Source organism: Pseudomonas sp. BN606, assembly GCF_029873115.1.
Classification (GTDB): Bacteria; Pseudomonadota; Gammaproteobacteria; order Pseudomonadales; family Pseudomonadaceae; genus Metapseudomonas.
Genome location: NZ_SSOF01000028.1, coordinates 93,421 through 109,163, shown reverse-complemented (window position 1 = coordinate 109,163; position 15,743 = coordinate 93,421). Strand labels below are relative to the sequence as shown.

General features: G+C 65.6%; 11 protein-coding genes. 6 read left to right on the top strand and 5 right to left on the bottom strand.

Translation table 11 applies throughout. The features are described 5' to 3' along the window. Positions 1–161: 161 nt before the first annotated feature. Complete coding sequence (locus E8E75_RS02000) at positions 162–4,559, bottom strand: DEAD/DEAH box helicase (RefSeq protein WP_153920943.1); 4,398 nt, start codon at positions 4,557–4,559, stop codon at positions 162–164. A 207-nt stretch (positions 4,560–4,766) separates the two neighbouring features. On the opposite strand from E8E75_RS02000, the gene E8E75_RS01995 reads away from it, so the two are divergent. From E8E75_RS01995 to ppnN, 3 genes are all read left to right on the top strand, one after another. Continuing rightward, positions 4,767–5,270 carry a hypothetical protein gene (locus E8E75_RS01995; RefSeq protein ID WP_120655004.1) on the top strand — a complete coding sequence of 168 codons (504 nt, stop codon included), beginning with the start codon at positions 4,767–4,769 and terminating at the stop codon, positions 5,268–5,270. A gap of 221 nt (positions 5,271–5,491) precedes the next feature. Then, complete coding sequence (locus E8E75_RS01990) at positions 5,492–6,538, top strand: class I SAM-dependent methyltransferase (RefSeq protein WP_120655003.1); 1,047 nt, start codon at positions 5,492–5,494, stop codon at positions 6,536–6,538. 253 nt (positions 6,539–6,791) lie between these two features. Further along, positions 6,792–8,189: a nucleotide 5'-monophosphate nucleosidase PpnN gene (gene ppnN / locus E8E75_RS01985; protein ID WP_120655002.1), complete on the top strand. Its 1,398-nt coding sequence runs from the start codon at positions 6,792–6,794 to the stop codon at positions 8,187–8,189. 102 nt (positions 8,190–8,291) lie between these two features. Here the strand turns inward: ppnN and E8E75_RS01980 are convergent, their stop codons facing one another. Next, positions 8,292–9,278: a quinone oxidoreductase gene (locus E8E75_RS01980; protein WP_153920941.1), complete on the bottom strand. Its 987-nt coding sequence runs from the start codon at positions 9,276–9,278 to the stop codon at positions 8,292–8,294. Positions 9,279–9,296: 18 nt separating this feature from the next. Then, positions 9,297–10,349: an aldo/keto reductase gene (locus E8E75_RS01975; RefSeq protein WP_120655000.1), complete on the bottom strand. Its 1,053-nt coding sequence runs from the start codon at positions 10,347–10,349 to the stop codon at positions 9,297–9,299. Positions 10,350–10,542: 193 nt separating this feature from the next. On the opposite strand from E8E75_RS01975, the gene E8E75_RS01970 reads away from it, so the two are divergent. Beyond that, positions 10,543–11,814: an MFS transporter gene (locus E8E75_RS01970; protein WP_153920940.1), complete on the top strand. Its 1,272-nt coding sequence runs from the start codon at positions 10,543–10,545 to the stop codon at positions 11,812–11,814. A 4-nt stretch (positions 11,815–11,818) separates the two neighbouring features. On the opposite strand, the gene E8E75_RS01965 is transcribed toward E8E75_RS01970, so the two are convergent. Beyond that, positions 11,819–12,316: an aldehyde dehydrogenase family protein gene (locus E8E75_RS01965; RefSeq protein ID WP_280357870.1), complete on the bottom strand. Its 498-nt coding sequence runs from the start codon at positions 12,314–12,316 to the stop codon at positions 11,819–11,821. Between the two features lie 89 nt (positions 12,317–12,405). Here E8E75_RS01965 and E8E75_RS01960 point away from each other — a divergent pair, with 89 nt between their 5' ends. Further along, the gene (locus E8E75_RS01960; RefSeq protein ID WP_153920938.1) at positions 12,406–13,662 is read left to right on the top strand and encodes an MgtC/SapB family protein; all 1,257 of its coding nucleotides are present in this window, start codon (positions 12,406–12,408) and stop codon (positions 13,660–13,662) included. A gap of 4 nt (positions 13,663–13,666) precedes the next feature. Here E8E75_RS01960 and E8E75_RS01955 read toward each other — a convergent pair whose 3' ends face one another. Further along, entirely contained in the window at positions 13,667–14,476 is an 810-nt protein-coding gene (locus tag E8E75_RS01955; RefSeq protein WP_153920936.1) for a MerR family transcriptional regulator, read from the bottom strand. 323 nt (positions 14,477–14,799) lie between these two features. On the opposite strand from E8E75_RS01955, the gene E8E75_RS01950 reads away from it, so the two are divergent. After that, positions 14,800–15,735 carry an alpha/beta fold hydrolase gene (locus E8E75_RS01950; RefSeq protein ID WP_153920934.1) on the top strand — a complete coding sequence of 312 codons (936 nt, stop codon included), beginning with the start codon at positions 14,800–14,802 and terminating at the stop codon, positions 15,733–15,735. The last annotated feature ends 8 nt before the right edge of the window (positions 15,736–15,743 follow it).

Sequence of the window (15,743 nt, the reverse complement as noted above, 5' to 3'; positions counted from 1 at the left end):
AGATCTGGCGGGGGCCCCTTGGGTTGGGTCAATTTCTGAGCTATTACAAGCGGTTAGACCATGATCATGTCCCAGCAGGCTGATGCTGCCCTCCCCCCGACCCTCTCACAGACGCAGAGGGGGCTATTTGTGCCACGGGCTTGTCGCCGTGTGTCCCCCCCTTACCCCGGCATTCGCGCCCGTCTCGACTGTTGCCCAATGGGGGTTGCCGCCGGCTGGCGAATCAGCGCCGCGCGCCACTCATTGGCGGTCGCCACGTCCACCTCTTGCAGTAGCGCCACTTTGCCCGCCACCAGCGTCGCGACGGGCACGCCATCGCGCAGCAACAGGCGATTGCCCGACACCGCCGGCACCTTGGTGCCGTTGAGCAAGGTCCCCAGCAGGTTCAGCGGATCGCAGGCGGCAAGGCTGATCAGCTGTCCGTCCAGTGGACGCTTGCGTACTTCGCGGAGCAGCCCCACCGCCTCAGGCAGGGCGAACTGTTCGCCGGAGACTCCCGCCACGAATCGCCCGCCGCGAATCTCGCCGCGTGCCTCCAGTCGGTGATAGACCCGCAGCAGATCTCGCCAGGGCGGCATCCAGGCAGCCTCGCGCTCCAGCAGGCGCCAGCCCACCACGCCATAGCGGCGCAGCAGCGTGCGGGCCACATGCTCCAAGGCGTCGACAGGAACCTTGCCATTACCTTCCTCGGCCTTGCCGCGCAGCAACGCCCAGCGTCCGGCGTCCTGCATATTGGCCAAGGCCAGGCGTGCCCGGCGGTCATGCCGGCTGCGCCGTGCCGCCGGCAGCAACAGTGAGCGCAGACCGGCGAAGCTGTCGGCATTGGCCAGGCCCAGGGCCACCAGTTCACCAAGGCAGTCCTCCAGCTCACTGCGCAGCAGATGGGCCTCATCCATCAGTTCATCGAAGAACAGCGCACCCTGGCCAGCCAGCACCTGGCGCACCCGCTCTGCACGCGGGGACGGTTCGGGCGTCGGCGTGTCCTGCAGGCACGCGCGCCAGAGCGCCAGGTTCTTGCGCGGCAGCAACAGGATGGGCGTGCCACGCACTGGCCCTGCAGCTTTGCCGCGCCCACCCAGGCGGCACCAGACCACCCGGCCGGCGCGACAGAGGTCGTCGAGCCAGTTGATCCCGTAGTCAGCCACGCGGCTGGGAAGAATCTCGCTTTCCCAGGCCGCGGCCGCTGCCTCGAATCCTTCCAGTTGTCCAAGCACAGTCGCCAGGGCTTCGGCACCACGCACTTGGGAGGCCGGGGCAACACGCTGCCAGTCGAACAGGAAACGCATGAAATCGGCCCGCTCCACCGGCTCGATCTCGCGGCGCAGGCGCTTGACCGTGTAGCGATGAATGCGCGCCAGCAGATGGCGCTCGCACCACTCCTCTTCCACCGTGCCTGGCGTGAAACGACCGCGCAGCAACTGCCCTTCGCGCTCCAGGCTTGCCAGGGCAATGCTGAGCGCTGCCGGCGCCTGGAGCAGGTCCCTGGTCAGCCGACCTAGCGACAACGGGCCGAAACCACCCATGCGCGCGCGCACGACTTCCACCAGCGCCGCCTCGGTTTCCCACACCGATGTGAATCCCTCTGGCGCGACAATGGCTGGCTTGAGTACGGCCTCGGGATAGAGGGCGCGGAACTGTTCCACACGCTCGGCCGCCAACCACAGGGAAGCCTTGCCATCCAGTTGCAGGCAGGCAGCCCGGCGGGCCTTGGCCAGTTGTGCCAGCCAGCCAGCCCAACCGTCGTTGGCTTGCACCTCAGCCTGGGTGATACAGGCCAGGGCGAGCAGCGCTTCATGCATCTCATCGGCATCGCGCACCTGCGGCCAGGCTTCTTCGGCCACGGCCGCAATGGCCTCCATGTCCAGTGCGCCCAGATCGTCGGCGGACTCCGGATCGCTCCAGCGTCGTTGCTGCACGGCCTGGGTTCGACGCTCTTCCAGCGGCGCGTCATCGAGGAAGGCGTAGGGCCGCGCCCCAAGGATTTCTGCCGCCAGGGATGAAGGTGCCGGCAGGTCGCGGGAAACCAGTTGGACCTCGCCTCGCTCCATGCGTCGCAGCAGGGCCAGCCAGCCATCGGCATCCATTGCCTCGTGCAGGCAGTCATCGAGGGTCTGGGCCACCAGCGGATGGTCGGGAATCTCGCGCTCGCCCACGAGGTTTTCCTGGCAGGCCACCTGATCGGGAAAAACGCTGGCCAGCAGGTCTTCACTGCGCATGCGCTGGATCTGTGGTGCCACCTTGCGGCCGCCTGAGTAGCGCGGCAGGGCCAGGGCCGCAGAAGCGTTCCAGCGCCAGCGCACGCCGAACAACGGCGCATCGAGAATGGCCTGGACCAGGATGTGTTCGGCGCTGTTGGAATGCAGATAGCGCCAGACTTCTTCCAGCGGAAAGCTGTGGCTGGTGGCGAGCGAAAGGATCAGCGCATCCTCCGTGGCCGCCGCCTGTAGTTCGAAGTTGAAACTGCGGCAGAAGCGCTTGCGCAACGCCAACCCCCAGGCACGGTTGAGCCGGCTGCCAAAGGGTGAATGGATGATCAGTTGCATGCCACCGGATTCGTCGAAGAAGCGCTCCATCACCAGCCGCTGCTGAGTCGGCAAGGCCCCCAGCGCAGCCCGTGCCCGCGCCAGGTACTCGACAATCTGCCGCGCCGCCGCCTCGCTGAGATCGATGCTCTCGCACAAGGCCACCACCGCGTGCTCGACCGCGCTTTTCTCCCCTCTCCCTTGGGAAGAGGGGTCGGGGGTGAGGGTGTCCTGATCCGGCTCGGACGCCACCAACAAGTCCTCCACCATCCCCCGCAGCCGCGCCACCCCTGCCGACAGCTCATCCGTGCGTCCCGGCGCCTCTCCCAGCCAGAAGGGGATGTTCGGCGGCTGGCCCTGGGCGTCCTCCACCCTTACCCGGCCGGGCTCTACCCGGAGGATGCGGTAGGCCTGGTTGCCCAGCTGGAAGACATCACCCGCCAGGCTTTCCACGGCGAAATCTTCATGCACGCTGCCGACCGGCACGCCCTGGGGCTCCAGCACCACGGCGTAGTCGGCGGTTTCGGGAATGGCGCCCCCGGAGGTGATGGCGGTCAGGCGTGCTGAACGGCGACCCCGCAGACGGCGATTCACCGCATCGCGGTGCAGATAGGCGCCCCGCACGCCCTGTCGGCCGTTGTAGCCCTCGGAAAGCATCTTCACCAAAGCGTCGAACTGCCTCCGCGCCAGGCCTGCGTAGGGCATGGCGCGGGTCATCAGCCGATACAGTTCGTCCTCGCCCCATTCCTGACTCGCCACTTCAGCCACCATCTGCTGCGCCAGCACATCCAGCGGAGCATGGGGAATCACCAGGGCATCCAGTTCATCACGGCGAACGCAATCCAGCAGCGCCGCACACTCGATCAGGTCGTCCCGTGACTGCGGGAACAACCGCCCCTTGGGCGTGCCGCCGACGCTGTGGCCGGAGCGGCCGACGCGCTGCAGGAAGGCGGCGATGCTGCGTGGCGAGCCGAGCTGGCAGACCAGTTCCACATCGCCGATATCGATGCCCAGTTCCAGCGACGCCGTTGCCACCAGCACCTTGAGATCGCCGCGCTTGAGGCGCTGTTCGGCGTCCAGCCTGAGCTCCCGCGCCAGGCTCCCGTGGTGGGCGGCGACCGCGGCATTACCGAGGCGCTCGGAGAGGTGGCGGCTGGCGCGCTCGGCCAGCCGTCGGGTGTTGACGAACACCAGGGTGGTGCGGTGCTCGGCCACCAGTTCGGCCAGCCGGTCGTAGACCTTCTCCCAGACTTCATTGCTCAGCACCGCTTCCAGCGGTACGGGAGGTACTTCGATGGCGAGGTCGCGCTCGCGGCTGTAGCCCACATCCACCAGGGTGCAGGCGTCGCGTCCAAGGCCCATGAGAAAGGCCGCCACCCGCTCGATGGGTTTCTGCGTGGCCGACAGGCCGATGCGCTGCAAGCTGCGCCCGCACAGCGACTCCAGGCGCTCGGCGCTGAGCATCAGATGGCTGCCGCGCTTGCTTCCGGCGATGGCGTGGATTTCGTCGATGATCAGGCTGCGACACCCGGTCAGCATGGCGCGGCCAGATTCCGAGCCCAGGAGGATGTAGAGCGACTCCGGTGTGGTGACCAGGATATGCGGCGGGCGCTTGCGCATGGCGTCGCGCTCGGCCTGGGGCGTATCGCCGGTGCGCACGGCGGTGCGGATATCCACATCTGCCAGGCCCTGACATGCCAGTTCGGCACGGATACCGGCCAGGGGTTCCTCCAGGTTGATGCGGATGTCGTTGGACAACGCCTTCAACGGCGAGACGTAGACCACCGTGCAGCGATCCGGCAGGCCGCCCTGTTCCAGTCCTTCGTGAACCAGTTCGTCAATGGCCGAGAGGAACGCGGTGAGGGTCTTGCCCGAGCCGGTAGGCGCCGCCACCAGGGTGCTTGCCCCTGCCTGGATGGCTGGCCAGGCGAGGGCCTGGGCCGCCGTAGGAGCGGGGAAGCTGGCGCGGAACCAGGCGGCGACGGCGGGGTGGAATCCCTCCAGCGCGGCCGATGTGGATTGGCGAGTCGAGGTCATGGCACCCACTATGGTCGGCGCCCGTCAGTGGCTCAAGGACGCCGGACCGATGGTCGCCGCCAGGTCCGGCAGGCCATTGCCTGCCGGCGGCAAGCCCCTGCCGCAGGATTGGTACACCAGTACTCTAAAGCCCAGAAACGACGGGCCTTCCCGCGAACTGGCCCGAATAATGCTGAACAGGCGGTCAGATCGCGCAGAGGAACTGCCATGACCACCATTTCCAATAACTCGGCCCTGGCCAACTATCTGGGTCTCGCCTCCAGGAGCAATGCCAGCAATACGGCCAACACCGCTACCACCGGCACCAGCACCGGCAAGACCGAGGAAAAGTCGACGACGCCCCAGGACCATATCGCTGAGCTTCGTCGCTATGCCAACACCCTGATTGCCCAGAGCCGCGGCGGCCTGTTCCGCGCCATGAGTGGCGGCGGCAGCGCCATCAGCGGCAGCCAGACCGGCAGTACCCGTCCTGCGGACACGACGCAGCCGAACGCCGACGCCAACAGGATCCAGCTTCCCGACGTGTCGGAACTGGACCGCGACGATGCGCTGAAACTCAAAGACAAGGTGCAGAAACTGATCGATGCCGGCTTCGACGAAAAAGACAGCGGCATCGGCTTCATCGGTTACGACGGCGACAAGCAGACCACATCCCTGACCACCTACCGCGACTGGTTGCAGGCCAAGGGCGGGGTCAGCATCTACGTCTGAGCGGGCACGCCGCTTATCGGCTGCACCCCCTCAGTCGGCAATGGACCATCGGCTGGCCACTAGACTCAAATTGTCCTGCGATTGCGGGACACGGAAGGGGCCTCTCCAGTCAATAATGACCCGGCTGCCGCGGCTCCTTCCATTGCTATCACGGCTCCCGTCGCCGCATATCGCTGTCGCTCCGGCCAGATGGTTGCCCACTTGCCAGAGGAGGACAGGTGATGGACGAATCCAGACTCAACGACTTCATGGGTAAGCTGGTAGCCGACATGGGTGGCGCGGCGATGCTCGCCAACATCATCCTCGGCGACGAACTCGGCCTCTATCGCGCCATGGCCGACAGCCAGCCGGTCAGCCCGGAAGAACTTGCCGCCAGAACCGGCTGTAACGCCCGCCTGCTGCGCGAATGGCTGAGCGCCCATGCCGCGTCCGGCTACATGGAACATGACAGCGGGCGCTTCCGCCTTCCCGAGGAACAGGCACTGGCCCTGGCGGTGGAGGACTCGCCGGTGTACGTGGCCGGCGGCGCTTCGGTCATCGCAGCCCTCTTCCACGACAAGGACAAGGTGGTAAAAGCCATGCGCGGCGATGGCGGACTGCCCTGGGGCGATCACCATCCCTGCATGTTCAGCGGCACCGAGCGTTTCTTCCGGCCTGGCTACCGTGCGCATCTGGTGGCCGAATGGCTGCCGGCGCTGGACGGCGTCGTCGACAAACTCAAGGCCGGTGCCAAGGTGGCCGACGTCGGCTGCGGCCACGGTGCCTCCACCGTGATCCTGGCGCAGGCATTTCCAGCCTCGCGCTTCGTCGGCTACGACTACCACGGCCCGTCCATCGAAACCGCTACCCAGCGTGCCAGGGACGGGGGCGTTGCCGACCGTGCCACCTTCGTCCAGGCCAGCGCCAAGGACTATCCGGGCGATGGCTTCGACCTGATCTGCTATTTCGACTGCCTGCACGACATGGGCGACCCGGTGGGCGCGGCCAGGCACGCCTGGCAGACATTGAAGCCCGACGGCACCGTGCTGCTGGTCGAGCCCTATGCGAACGACCAGCTCGACGACAACGCGACCCCGGTGGGCCGGCTGTTCTACTCGGCCTCCACCTTCATCTGCACGCCCAATTCGCTGTCCCAGGAAGTGGGCCTCGGCCTTGGTGCCCAGGCCGGCGAGGCACGCCTGCGCAAGGTGTTCGAAGAAGCCGGCTTCACCCAGTTCCGTCGGGCCACGGAAACGCCCTTTAACCTGATCCTGGAAGCCCGCAAATGAGGCACGCGGTGGACGGCGCTCCAGCCGTCCACCGCCGGCCAAACCGGAACATCTCCAAGAAAGTCCTTGTCAGACAGACAGTAATCTCGCTATTACGCTGAATCATGACTGCCGAATCTGTCCCGCAATAAATCCGTAACGTCGTAGTGCCCAGATAAGAAACACCGCCTCAACCTGCGCCATGGATCACGGCGCCCCGCATTCCGCCGCGTCGGCCGACCGGCCTTCCGGCATCGTTGCAAGGAAATTCCGAATGCCCAGAAGACAAGTCATCAATGCTCAGGTCAGCCCCAAGGGCGCCCTTGACACCCTCTCCCAACTGGAAGTGCATCAGCTCAGCGAAGCCGGTTCCGGCCGCATGTACCAGCTCTTCCGCCAATGCGCCCTGGCCATCCTCAATACCGGTGCGCATAGCGACAACGCCAAGACCATCCTCGACGCCTACAAGGACTTCGAAGTACGCATCCACCAGCAGGACCGCGGCGTACGCCTGGAGCTGATCAACGCCCCGGCCGACGCCTTCGTCGATGGCGAGATGATCACCAACACCCGCGAGATGCTGTTCAGCGCCCTGCGCGACATCGTCCATACCGAGAACGAACTGAAGAGCCGCCGCTTCGACCTGGACAGCTCCGAAGGCATTACCGACTACGTTTTCCATCTGCTGCGCAACGCACGCACCCTGCGCGCCGGCGTGGAGCCGAAGATCGTCGTGTGCTGGGGCGGCCACTCCATCAGCACCGAGGAGTACAAGTACACCAAGAAAGTCGGCCACGAGCTGGGCCTGCGCCACCTTGACGTCTGCACCGGCTGCGGCCCGGGCGTGATGAAGGGTCCGATGAAGGGCGCCACCATCGGACACGCCAAGCAGCGCACCCACGGCGGTCGCTACCTGGGACTGACCGAGCCCGGCATCATCGCCGCCGAAGCGCCCAACCCCATCGTCAACGAACTGGTGATCCTGCCGGACATCGAGAAGCGTCTGGAAGCCTTCGTTCGCGTCGGCCACGGCATCATCATCTTCCCGGGCGGCGCCGGTACGGCGGAAGAATTCCTTTACCTGCTGGGCATCCTGATGCACCCGGACAACCGGGATCTGCCTTTCCCGCTCGTGCTCACCGGGCCGAGGAGCGCCGCCGCCTACCTGGAGCAGCTAAACGCCTTCGTCGGGGCCACCCTGGGCGAAGCGGCGCAGAGCCGCTACAAGATCATCATCGACGACCCGACTGCGGTCTCCATCGAGATGGCCCAAGGCCTGAAGGCGGTCAAGCAGTTCCGCCGCGAGCGCAACGATGCCTTCCACTACAACTGGTTGCTGAAGATTGACGAACGCTTCCAGCACCCGTTCGAACCCACCCACGAGAATATGGCCAGCCTCGAGCTGCGCCGCGACCTGCCGCCCCACGAGCTGGCCGCCAACTTGCGTCGGGCATTCTCCGGCATCGTCGCCGGCAACGTGAAAGACAAGGGCATTCGCCTGATCGAGCAGTACGGCCCCTATGAGATCCACGGCGACGCCGCGGTGATGCGACCGCTGGACGAGTTGCTCAACGCCTTCGTCCGCCAGCACCGGATGAAACTCCCCGGCGGCGCGGCCTATGTGCCCTGCTACCGGGTGGTGCAGAGCCGCATGGAAGAACTGGCGGGCTGAAGGCCGGCAATTACTGTGGGAGTGAAATCATTCGCGAGAGCGGGCAGCAGCCCGCTCCGAATTCGCGATTGAAATCGCTCCCGCAGGTTCCGCTTCCGAAGATCACTCCACCCAGGGCTTGAGCACGACCTTGCCGGAGGTCTTGCGTGACTCCAGCAGGCGATGCGCTTCGGCAGCCTGCGACAGCGGCAGCACCTGGCCGATCTGCAGTTGCAGGCGATTGCCAAGTACCAGACCGATCAGTTCGCCCACCGTCTCGGCAAGGATGTCCGGACGCTCGAAGTACTGGGTGATTGTGAAGCCCTGGATGCTGCGGTTGGAGAAGACCAGGTCACCGGTATCCAACTGACTGAGATGGCTACCGGCACCGCCGAATACCACCATGCGGCCGAACGGCGCGAGGCTCTTCAGCGCTGAAGCCAGGACATCTCCTCCCACCATCTCCATCACGATATCCACGCCCCGCCCACCGGTGAGCGCGCGTACCTCTTCTTCCCAGTTCGGCGCGGTGTAGTCGACCGCGGCATCGGCCCCCAGGTCCAGCGCCAGTTGGCGCTTCTCCGGCATACTGGCGGCGGCGATCACCTTGCCGGCGCCCATGATCTTTGCCAGCTGCACGATCAGCGAACCAACGCCACCGGCCGCACCTTCGACCAGGATTGTTTCGCCGGGCTGCAGTCGAGCGGCATCCTTCAGACTGCGCAAGGCGGTGATGCCCTGGACGAACATTGCAGTCATCTGCTCCGGCGACAGGCCGGGTGGCACCGGCACCAGCCCTGCAGCCGGTACCGCCGCGTACTGCGCATAACCGCCGCCCCCGGAGGCGGCGAACACCAGAGCGCCCACTTCGGGACTGCTGACGCCTTCGCCATGGGCCTCGACCACACCGACTATCTCGTAGCCGAGGGTAAACGGCAGCGGGCTTGGCTGCGGGTAGTTGTCACCACGTCGACGCATTACATCGGCGTAGTTCACCCCGACCGCCTCGACCCGCAGCAGCACTTCGCCCGGACCCGGTTGCGGGGTGGGAACATCCTCATACACCAGTTGCTCCGGCCCGCCGGTCTGATGGAAACGTACGGCTTTCATGATTGGTTCCTGCATGGATCAAACGACCGGGAGGGCGGGCAAGCGAAGATCGCGACCGCCGGACAGCGCAGGCAGCATCTCGCTTGCCTGCTGGTGGGGAACGCCCAGCTCGACAGTGCTGGCGGCGCTGAGGCGCGCGAACTGCTCTTCGCTGAGTTCAACCTTGAGGGCACCGAGGGTCGCATCGAACTGGGCACGGGTACGCGAGCCGAGGATCGGGATCATCGCGGTGCTGGCGCGGCGCGCCTTGTGCAGCAGCCAGGCGACGGCGACCTCGGTCGGGCTGGCGCCCTGCTCGGTGGCCACGGCGAACAGTGCATCGAGGATGGCGGTTTCGCGGGCGCTCTTCTCGGCATGCACCAGCATGCCCAGTTTGGCGGCACGGGAGTCATCGGAGCCGGAACGGTACTTGCCAGTCAGGAAACCACCGCCCAGGGGCGACCACTGGGTAACAGCCAGGCCCAGCGCCTCTGCCATTGGCAGCAGCTCACGGTCGGCGGTGCGTTCGGCCAGGCTGTACTCCAGCTGGATGCCGGCCAGGGGCGCCCAGCCACGAATTTCAGCCAGCAGGTCGGCACGGGCGATGCGCCAGGCGGGGAAGTTGGAAAGGCCTGCGTAGTGGATCTTGCCGGCGCTGACCAGATCATCGAAGCCGCGCAGGATTTCGTCCATCGGCGTCATGCCGTCGGTGATATGTGCCCAGAGCAGGTCGATATGGTCGGTCTTCAGGCGCTTCAGGCTTTCCTCAACAGCGCGGACCATGTTCTTGCGGTTGTTGCCAGTACGGGCGATGCCGTCCCCCGGAGTAGTGCCCAGGGTGTACTTGGTAGCGACGACGAAATCATCGCGCTGGGAGGCGATGAACTCGCCCAGCAGCACTTCGGCCTGCCCCGCCTGGTAGCCATTGGCGGTGTCGAAGAAGTTGCCGCCCGCCTCCACATAGCCGTCGAAGATCTTCTTCGCTTCGTCCCGCTCCGCGCCATGCCCCCAACCTGTACCGAAGTTGCCGGTGCCCAGTGCCAGTTCGGAAACGCGAAGGCCGGTGCGGCGGCCGAATGTGGTGTAGCGCATGGCGATCTCCTGCCGTGAGTTGTTTTGAATGATGGCCATCATATTGGAAAAAACCAACCTGACAACTCACGTTAGTCGATCAACCGGATAGACGATGGCTATCGGTCGCGAACGCACAGGCAATCCATCCCGGTCGCGGGATGGCGCGCTCGGGGCTAGGCTCTCCGGGACGCTCGACAGGGGGAAAAGCGCCATGCGATCCAGCCTCGCCAACGGCGTGTCACGCCGTGAAATCTGGGCCTGGGCGATGTTCGACTTCGCCAATTCCGGCTACACAACGGTGATCATCACCGCCGTTTTCAACGCCTACTTCGTCGCGGTGGTGGCGCAAGGTGAACCCTGGGGCACCCTGGCCTGGACGACCACCCTCGCCATCTCCTACGCCCTGGTCATTCTCACCGCACCGCTGATCGGCGCGTACGCCGACGCCACTGCGCGCAAGAAGCGCCTGCTCCTGTTCAGCACCCTCGGCTGCGTGGTGTTCACCTCAGCGTTGGCGCTCGCCGGACCCGGTGCCCTGGCCCTGGCGGTGTTGTTCGTGGTCCTGTCGAACTTCTGCTTCGGTACCGGGGAAAACCTGATCGCCGCCTTCCTCCCGGAGCTCGCCCGTGACGATGCGCTGGGCCGGGTTTCCGGCTGGGGCTGGGGCCTTGGCTACATCGGCGGACTGGTCAGCCTGGGTGCCTGCCTCGGCTACGTCAGCTGGGCCCAGGGACAAGGCCAGACGGCGGCGCAGTTCGTGCCAGTGTGCGTGATCATCACCGCCCTGCTCTTTGCCCTCGCCAGTACGCCGACTTTCCTTTACCTGAAGGAACGCAGCAGGCCGCAGCCAACCTCGGCAGGCGGGGCATGGACACGCTTTGCCCGAACGATGCGCGAGGCAGGACGCTACCGTGACCTGGTGCGTTTCCTGGCCTGCACGGTCTGTTACCAGGCGGGTATCGCCGCAGTGATCAGCCTGGCCGCCATCTACGCCAACCAGGTGATGGGGTTCACCACGCAGGACACCCTGCTGCTGATCTTCGTCGTCAACATCACGGCCTCGATCGGCGCGGTGCTGTTCGGCTGGCTGCAGGATCGCATCGGCCATCGCCCCACCTTGGCGCTGACCTTGCTGGGCTGGCTGGCCATGGTCGGCATGATCTGGCTGGCCAGCGGCCCGGCAATGTTCTGGGCCGCCGCCAACATCGCCGGCCTGTGCATGGGCGCCAGCCAGTCGGCGGGGCGCGCCATCATCGGAGTGCTCGCTCCACCCACGCGGCTGGCGGAGTTCTATGGGCTCTGGGGCCAGGCGGTGAAACTTGCCGCCATCCTCGGCCCGATGACCTACGGCCTGGCCAACTGGCTATCCGGCGGCGACCACCGGCTGGCCATGTTGATTACCGGCAGCTATTTCGTGATCGGCCTGTTGCTTCTGGCCAGCGTTCGCCTGGAGCGCGGGCGACGCGCAGCGCTGGCCGGCTGAGGCCTTAGACGCCGAACCAGTTCAACGCCGCCGGGCTGGTGTTCAGGTAGAAATGCTTGAGCTCGCTGAACTCCTCCAGCCCGGCCCGCGACAGCTCGCGACCGATCCCGCTGGACTTGTAGCCACCCCAGGGCGCCTGGGGAAAGGCAGCGTTGTAATCGTTGATCCACACCGTGCCGGCCCGTAGCCGACGGGCCGCGCGATGGGCCTTGGCGAGGTCGCGGGTCCAGACCCCGGCGGTGAGACCGAAGGGCGCGTAATTGGCGAGGTGCAGCGCCTCGGCTTCGCCCTCGAAGCGCTCCACAGTGATCACCGGACCGAAGATTTCCTCGCGAGCGATGCGCATGGACGCCCGCACGTTGCCCAGCAGGGTGGGCTCAAGCCAGAAACCCTGTTCGAATCCGCTGCCCTGCGGAACCCGCCCACCGGCCAACAGACGGGCGCCTTCCTCCAGCGCGCCGTTCACCATGCCCAGGACCTGGTCGCGCCGGCTGGCAGAGATGACCCTCGCGGCGTTCCCGTGGGGTATGGATGCTCCTCAAGGATTTTCCGCCGTCTAGACTGCTTCCATTCCCACCGAAAGGAAGCGCCATGCCTGACGCCACGGAAGTCCTGCTCGATTTCGCCAGTGCCCTCGCCGTCGGCCTGTTGATAGGCGCGGAACGCGGCTGGCGTGAGCGCAACAAGGAGGCGCTACGGCTGGTCGCGGGCATCCGCTCCTTCGGTCTCACGGGTCTGCTCGGCGGGTTCGCCGCCTTCCTCGGCGAACAGTTCGGCACCGCAGTCTGGGTAGCGATCTTCGTCTGCTTCGCGGTGCTGGTGATCGCCTCGTACTTCGGCGAACTCTTCTATGTGGGCGACCTGGGACTCTCCAGCGAATTGACCCTGCTCATCACCTTTCTTCTCGGCAGCCTGGCAGTGGCTGGCTATCACACGCTATCCGCGTCCGGGGCGGTGGTCGTTGCGCTACTGCTGAGCCTCAAGGATGAGTTGCACAAAGCGCTCTTTCGTCTGCAGGAGGCGGAACTCTCGGCAGCTCTGAAGCTGCTGTTCATCTCGGTGGTGATGCTGCCGATCCTGCCGAACAAGGGCTACGGTCCCTGGGAAGTGTTCAACCCCTATGCCACCTGGTGGATGGTGGTGCTGATCGCAGCTCTGGGCTTTGCTGCCTACTTCGCCATCCGCCTGGTGGGGACGCAGCGTGGTTTGCTGCTGACCGCCCTGCTGGGTGGCACCGTGTCATCCACCGCCATGACCATTACCCTCTCCCATCTGCAGGAGCATCGCGCCCTACGTCCGTTGCTGGCCGCGGGGCTGCTGGCCACGTCAGCGTTGATGTTTCCCCGCGTCCTGCTGGAAGTCGGCGTGGTGAACTCCGCCTTGTTGATCCATCTGGCCTGGCCGCTGGGGCTGGCCGCGCTGGTCTATGCGGCCGGCGCCTTCTTCTTCTGGAGAATGGCGGCCAATGCCGAATCCCCCAATGCCGAACCACCTTTGAAAAACCCCTTCGAGCTGGGCCCTGCCCTGCGCTTCGCCGCGCTGCTGGCGCTGATCCTGTTCCTGGTGGAAGCGGCACGCCGCTACCTGGGCGATGTAGGCGTCTACCTGGTCTCGCTGCTCTCGGGCCTGACTGACGTGGATGCCATCACTCTATCCCTGGCGCGAGGCGCCAACCGGGAGCTGGGGGCGGAGGTCGCCGTGCGCGGCATTTTCCTGGCCGTGCTGAGCAACAGCCTGGTAAAGGCCGGATTGATTGCGGTGATCGGCGGCAAGGCATTGGCGCTGCGCACCTTTCCCTTTATCGGTGGAGGCCTGTTGGCGGGTACGGTGGCCTTGCTGATGTTCTAGGGATTCACCGCTTCAGGAACCCCTTCAACAGCTCGCCGACCCGCTCGCCCAACTCCTGATTGGCCGAGAGTTGCAGCCCTCTCGCCAGCTCGCTGTCCACCACCTGTTCCACCAGCGGACGCAATGCCAGCAGCTGCCGATTGAGGTCGTCCAGTTCGCTGACATGGGGCAGGCTGGTGGAAAGCAGCGGGTTGACCAGATGCTCGACGATCATCCGCACGATGCCGGCCGATACCGGCTCAACCTGGCGGCGGATGGCGGCGAACTGATCCAACAGTACATCCAGCGGAATACCAGAGCGGTAGAGCTGCACGCCAGCGCCGAATACTCGTGGGTTGAGCACCCGCAAGTGGTCACCGGCGAACTCGATCAGGCCCAATTCGCGGGCGCGGTCCATGTTGTCGTCGGTGAGGTCGGCACCGAACAGCGCCTGCACTTCGTCGAATCCCAGTCGCGTTGGCTCCACCAGGTTCCAGGCGCCGACGATGGCCTGCTCCAGCCCCAGCACGTGGGCGAGATCCCGGCCCTGCTCCCAGGCGTCCAGCAGTTCGCGGATGCTGGCGATGCTGTAGCCGCGCTCCAGCAACTGGCCAATCAGCCTCAACCGCGCCAGATGCTCGCCGTTGTAGATGCCCACCCGACCGCGGCGCTCCGGCGGCGGCAGCAGGCCGCGATCCTGATAGGCGCGCAGATTGCGCACAGTGGTGCCGGCCTCGGCGGCCAGCTCATCCACCGTGTACTCGGCGTCTGGCGCGCCATTGGCCTCGGCGGACTGGGTGAGGAGCCTGGCGAGAAAAGAGGGGATATTTTTCATGGGCCGGATCATATCGCCGCCTCTCTGCCACCAACAACAGCGCCCGGAATGGCCCAACCATTGGCTGGACTTGTCATGCCACGCTGCACCGTGTAGCGCCTGGAACCATTCGGAACCGCTCTGAGCCGGGGCTTTACAGCGTCAGGTAACGCGGTAACAGCCGTTTCGGCGAGTACGGCGAAGATATGGCCAGGGCCGGATTTCCTGTTCAAGAATGACTGTGACATCGAGTGATGTAACAGTCACGACACGGAGATCCACATGCCAACCCCCATTACCCAAGACCGCGCCGAGCCCTTCCAGCAGCACAGGCAGGTGAGCGCATGAACGCCCCCCTGCTGGAGCCACAACGCTTTGCCGTAATGGGAGATGGCGTCGAACTGGCCGCTTACCGCTGGGGCAACGCTAACGGCCCGACCCTGCTACTGGTACATGGCTACCCGGACAATCACGCCGTTTGGCTGCCGCTGATCCGCGAGCTGGCTGCAGACCACCAGATCATCGCCTATGACGTGCGCGGCGCCGGCGCCTCGGACATCCCTCGCAAGACCCACGATTACCGCCTGGCCAGGCTGGCCAATGACCTGGAAGCGGTAGTCAGGGCCGCCAGCCCGGATCGCCCGGTGCATCTGGTGGCACATGACTGGGGCTCGATCCAGTCATGGGAAGCGGTCACCGAACCCCGAATCCAGCCGCTGCTGGCCTCCTACACGACGATCTCCGGCCCCTGCCTCGACCATGTGGGCCACTGGATGCGCGCCCGCCTGAAAGAGAAGCGCGTGAGTGCGCTCGGCCGCGTGCTCGGGCAGTTGGTCAGTTCCTGGTACATCGGTTTCTTCCACACTCCGCTGGTGCCGGAGCTGCTCTGGCGCGCCGGACTTGCACGCGCCTGGCCGGCCCTGCTGCAGCGGATGGAAGGGGTACGCGAAGCGCGTCCCAACCCGACTCAGGCATCCGATGGCCAGCACGGGGTCAAGCTCTACCGCGCCAACTTCATCACCAGCCTGTTCCGTCCGCGCCTGCGTCGCACCGATGTGCCGGTACAGCTGATCGTCCCTACACGCGACCGTTTCGTACGTCCGCAGCTTTTCCAGGACCTGCAGCATTGGGCTCCACGCCTGTGGCGCCGCGAAGTGGCCGCCGGGCACTGGCAACTGATGGCCGATCCCGCGCGCCTGGCGGGTTGGCTCCGTGAATTCGTCAGCCACCTGGAAAGTGATGACGCCAGCCGCGTCGTGCGGCTGGGTCTGCCCGTCTGAGGAACCTC

Bases quoted from the DNA above. Each gene is read 5' to 3' on its own strand.
- E8E75_RS01950 (WP_153920934.1), top strand. From the start codon at position 14,800: ATGAACGCCCCCCTGCTGGAGCCACAACGCTTTGCCGTAATGGGAGAT.
- ppnN (WP_120655002.1), top strand. From the start codon at position 6,792: ATGCCCAGAAGACAAGTCATCAATGCTCAGGTCAGCCCCAAGGGCGCC.
- E8E75_RS01960 (WP_153920938.1), top strand. From the start codon at position 12,406: ATGCCTGACGCCACGGAAGTCCTGCTCGATTTCGCCAGTGCCCTCGCC.
- E8E75_RS01970 (WP_153920940.1), top strand. From the start codon at position 10,543: ATGCGATCCAGCCTCGCCAACGGCGTGTCACGCCGTGAAATCTGGGCC.
- E8E75_RS02000 (WP_153920943.1), bottom strand. From the start codon at position 4,559: ATGACCTCGACTCGCCAATCCACATCGGCCGCGCTGGAGGGATTCCAC.
- E8E75_RS01995 (WP_120655004.1), top strand. From the start codon at position 4,767: ATGACCACCATTTCCAATAACTCGGCCCTGGCCAACTATCTGGGTCTC.
- E8E75_RS01975 (WP_120655000.1), bottom strand. From the start codon at position 10,349: ATGCGCTACACCACATTCGGCCGCCGCACCGGCCTTCGCGTTTCCGAA.
- E8E75_RS01980 (WP_153920941.1), bottom strand. From the start codon at position 9,278: ATGAAAGCCGTACGTTTCCATCAGACCGGCGGGCCGGAGCAACTGGTG.
- E8E75_RS01955 (WP_153920936.1), bottom strand. From the start codon at position 14,476: ATGAAAAATATCCCCTCTTTTCTCGCCAGGCTCCTCACCCAGTCCGCC.
- E8E75_RS01990 (WP_120655003.1), top strand. From the start codon at position 5,492: ATGGACGAATCCAGACTCAACGACTTCATGGGTAAGCTGGTAGCCGAC.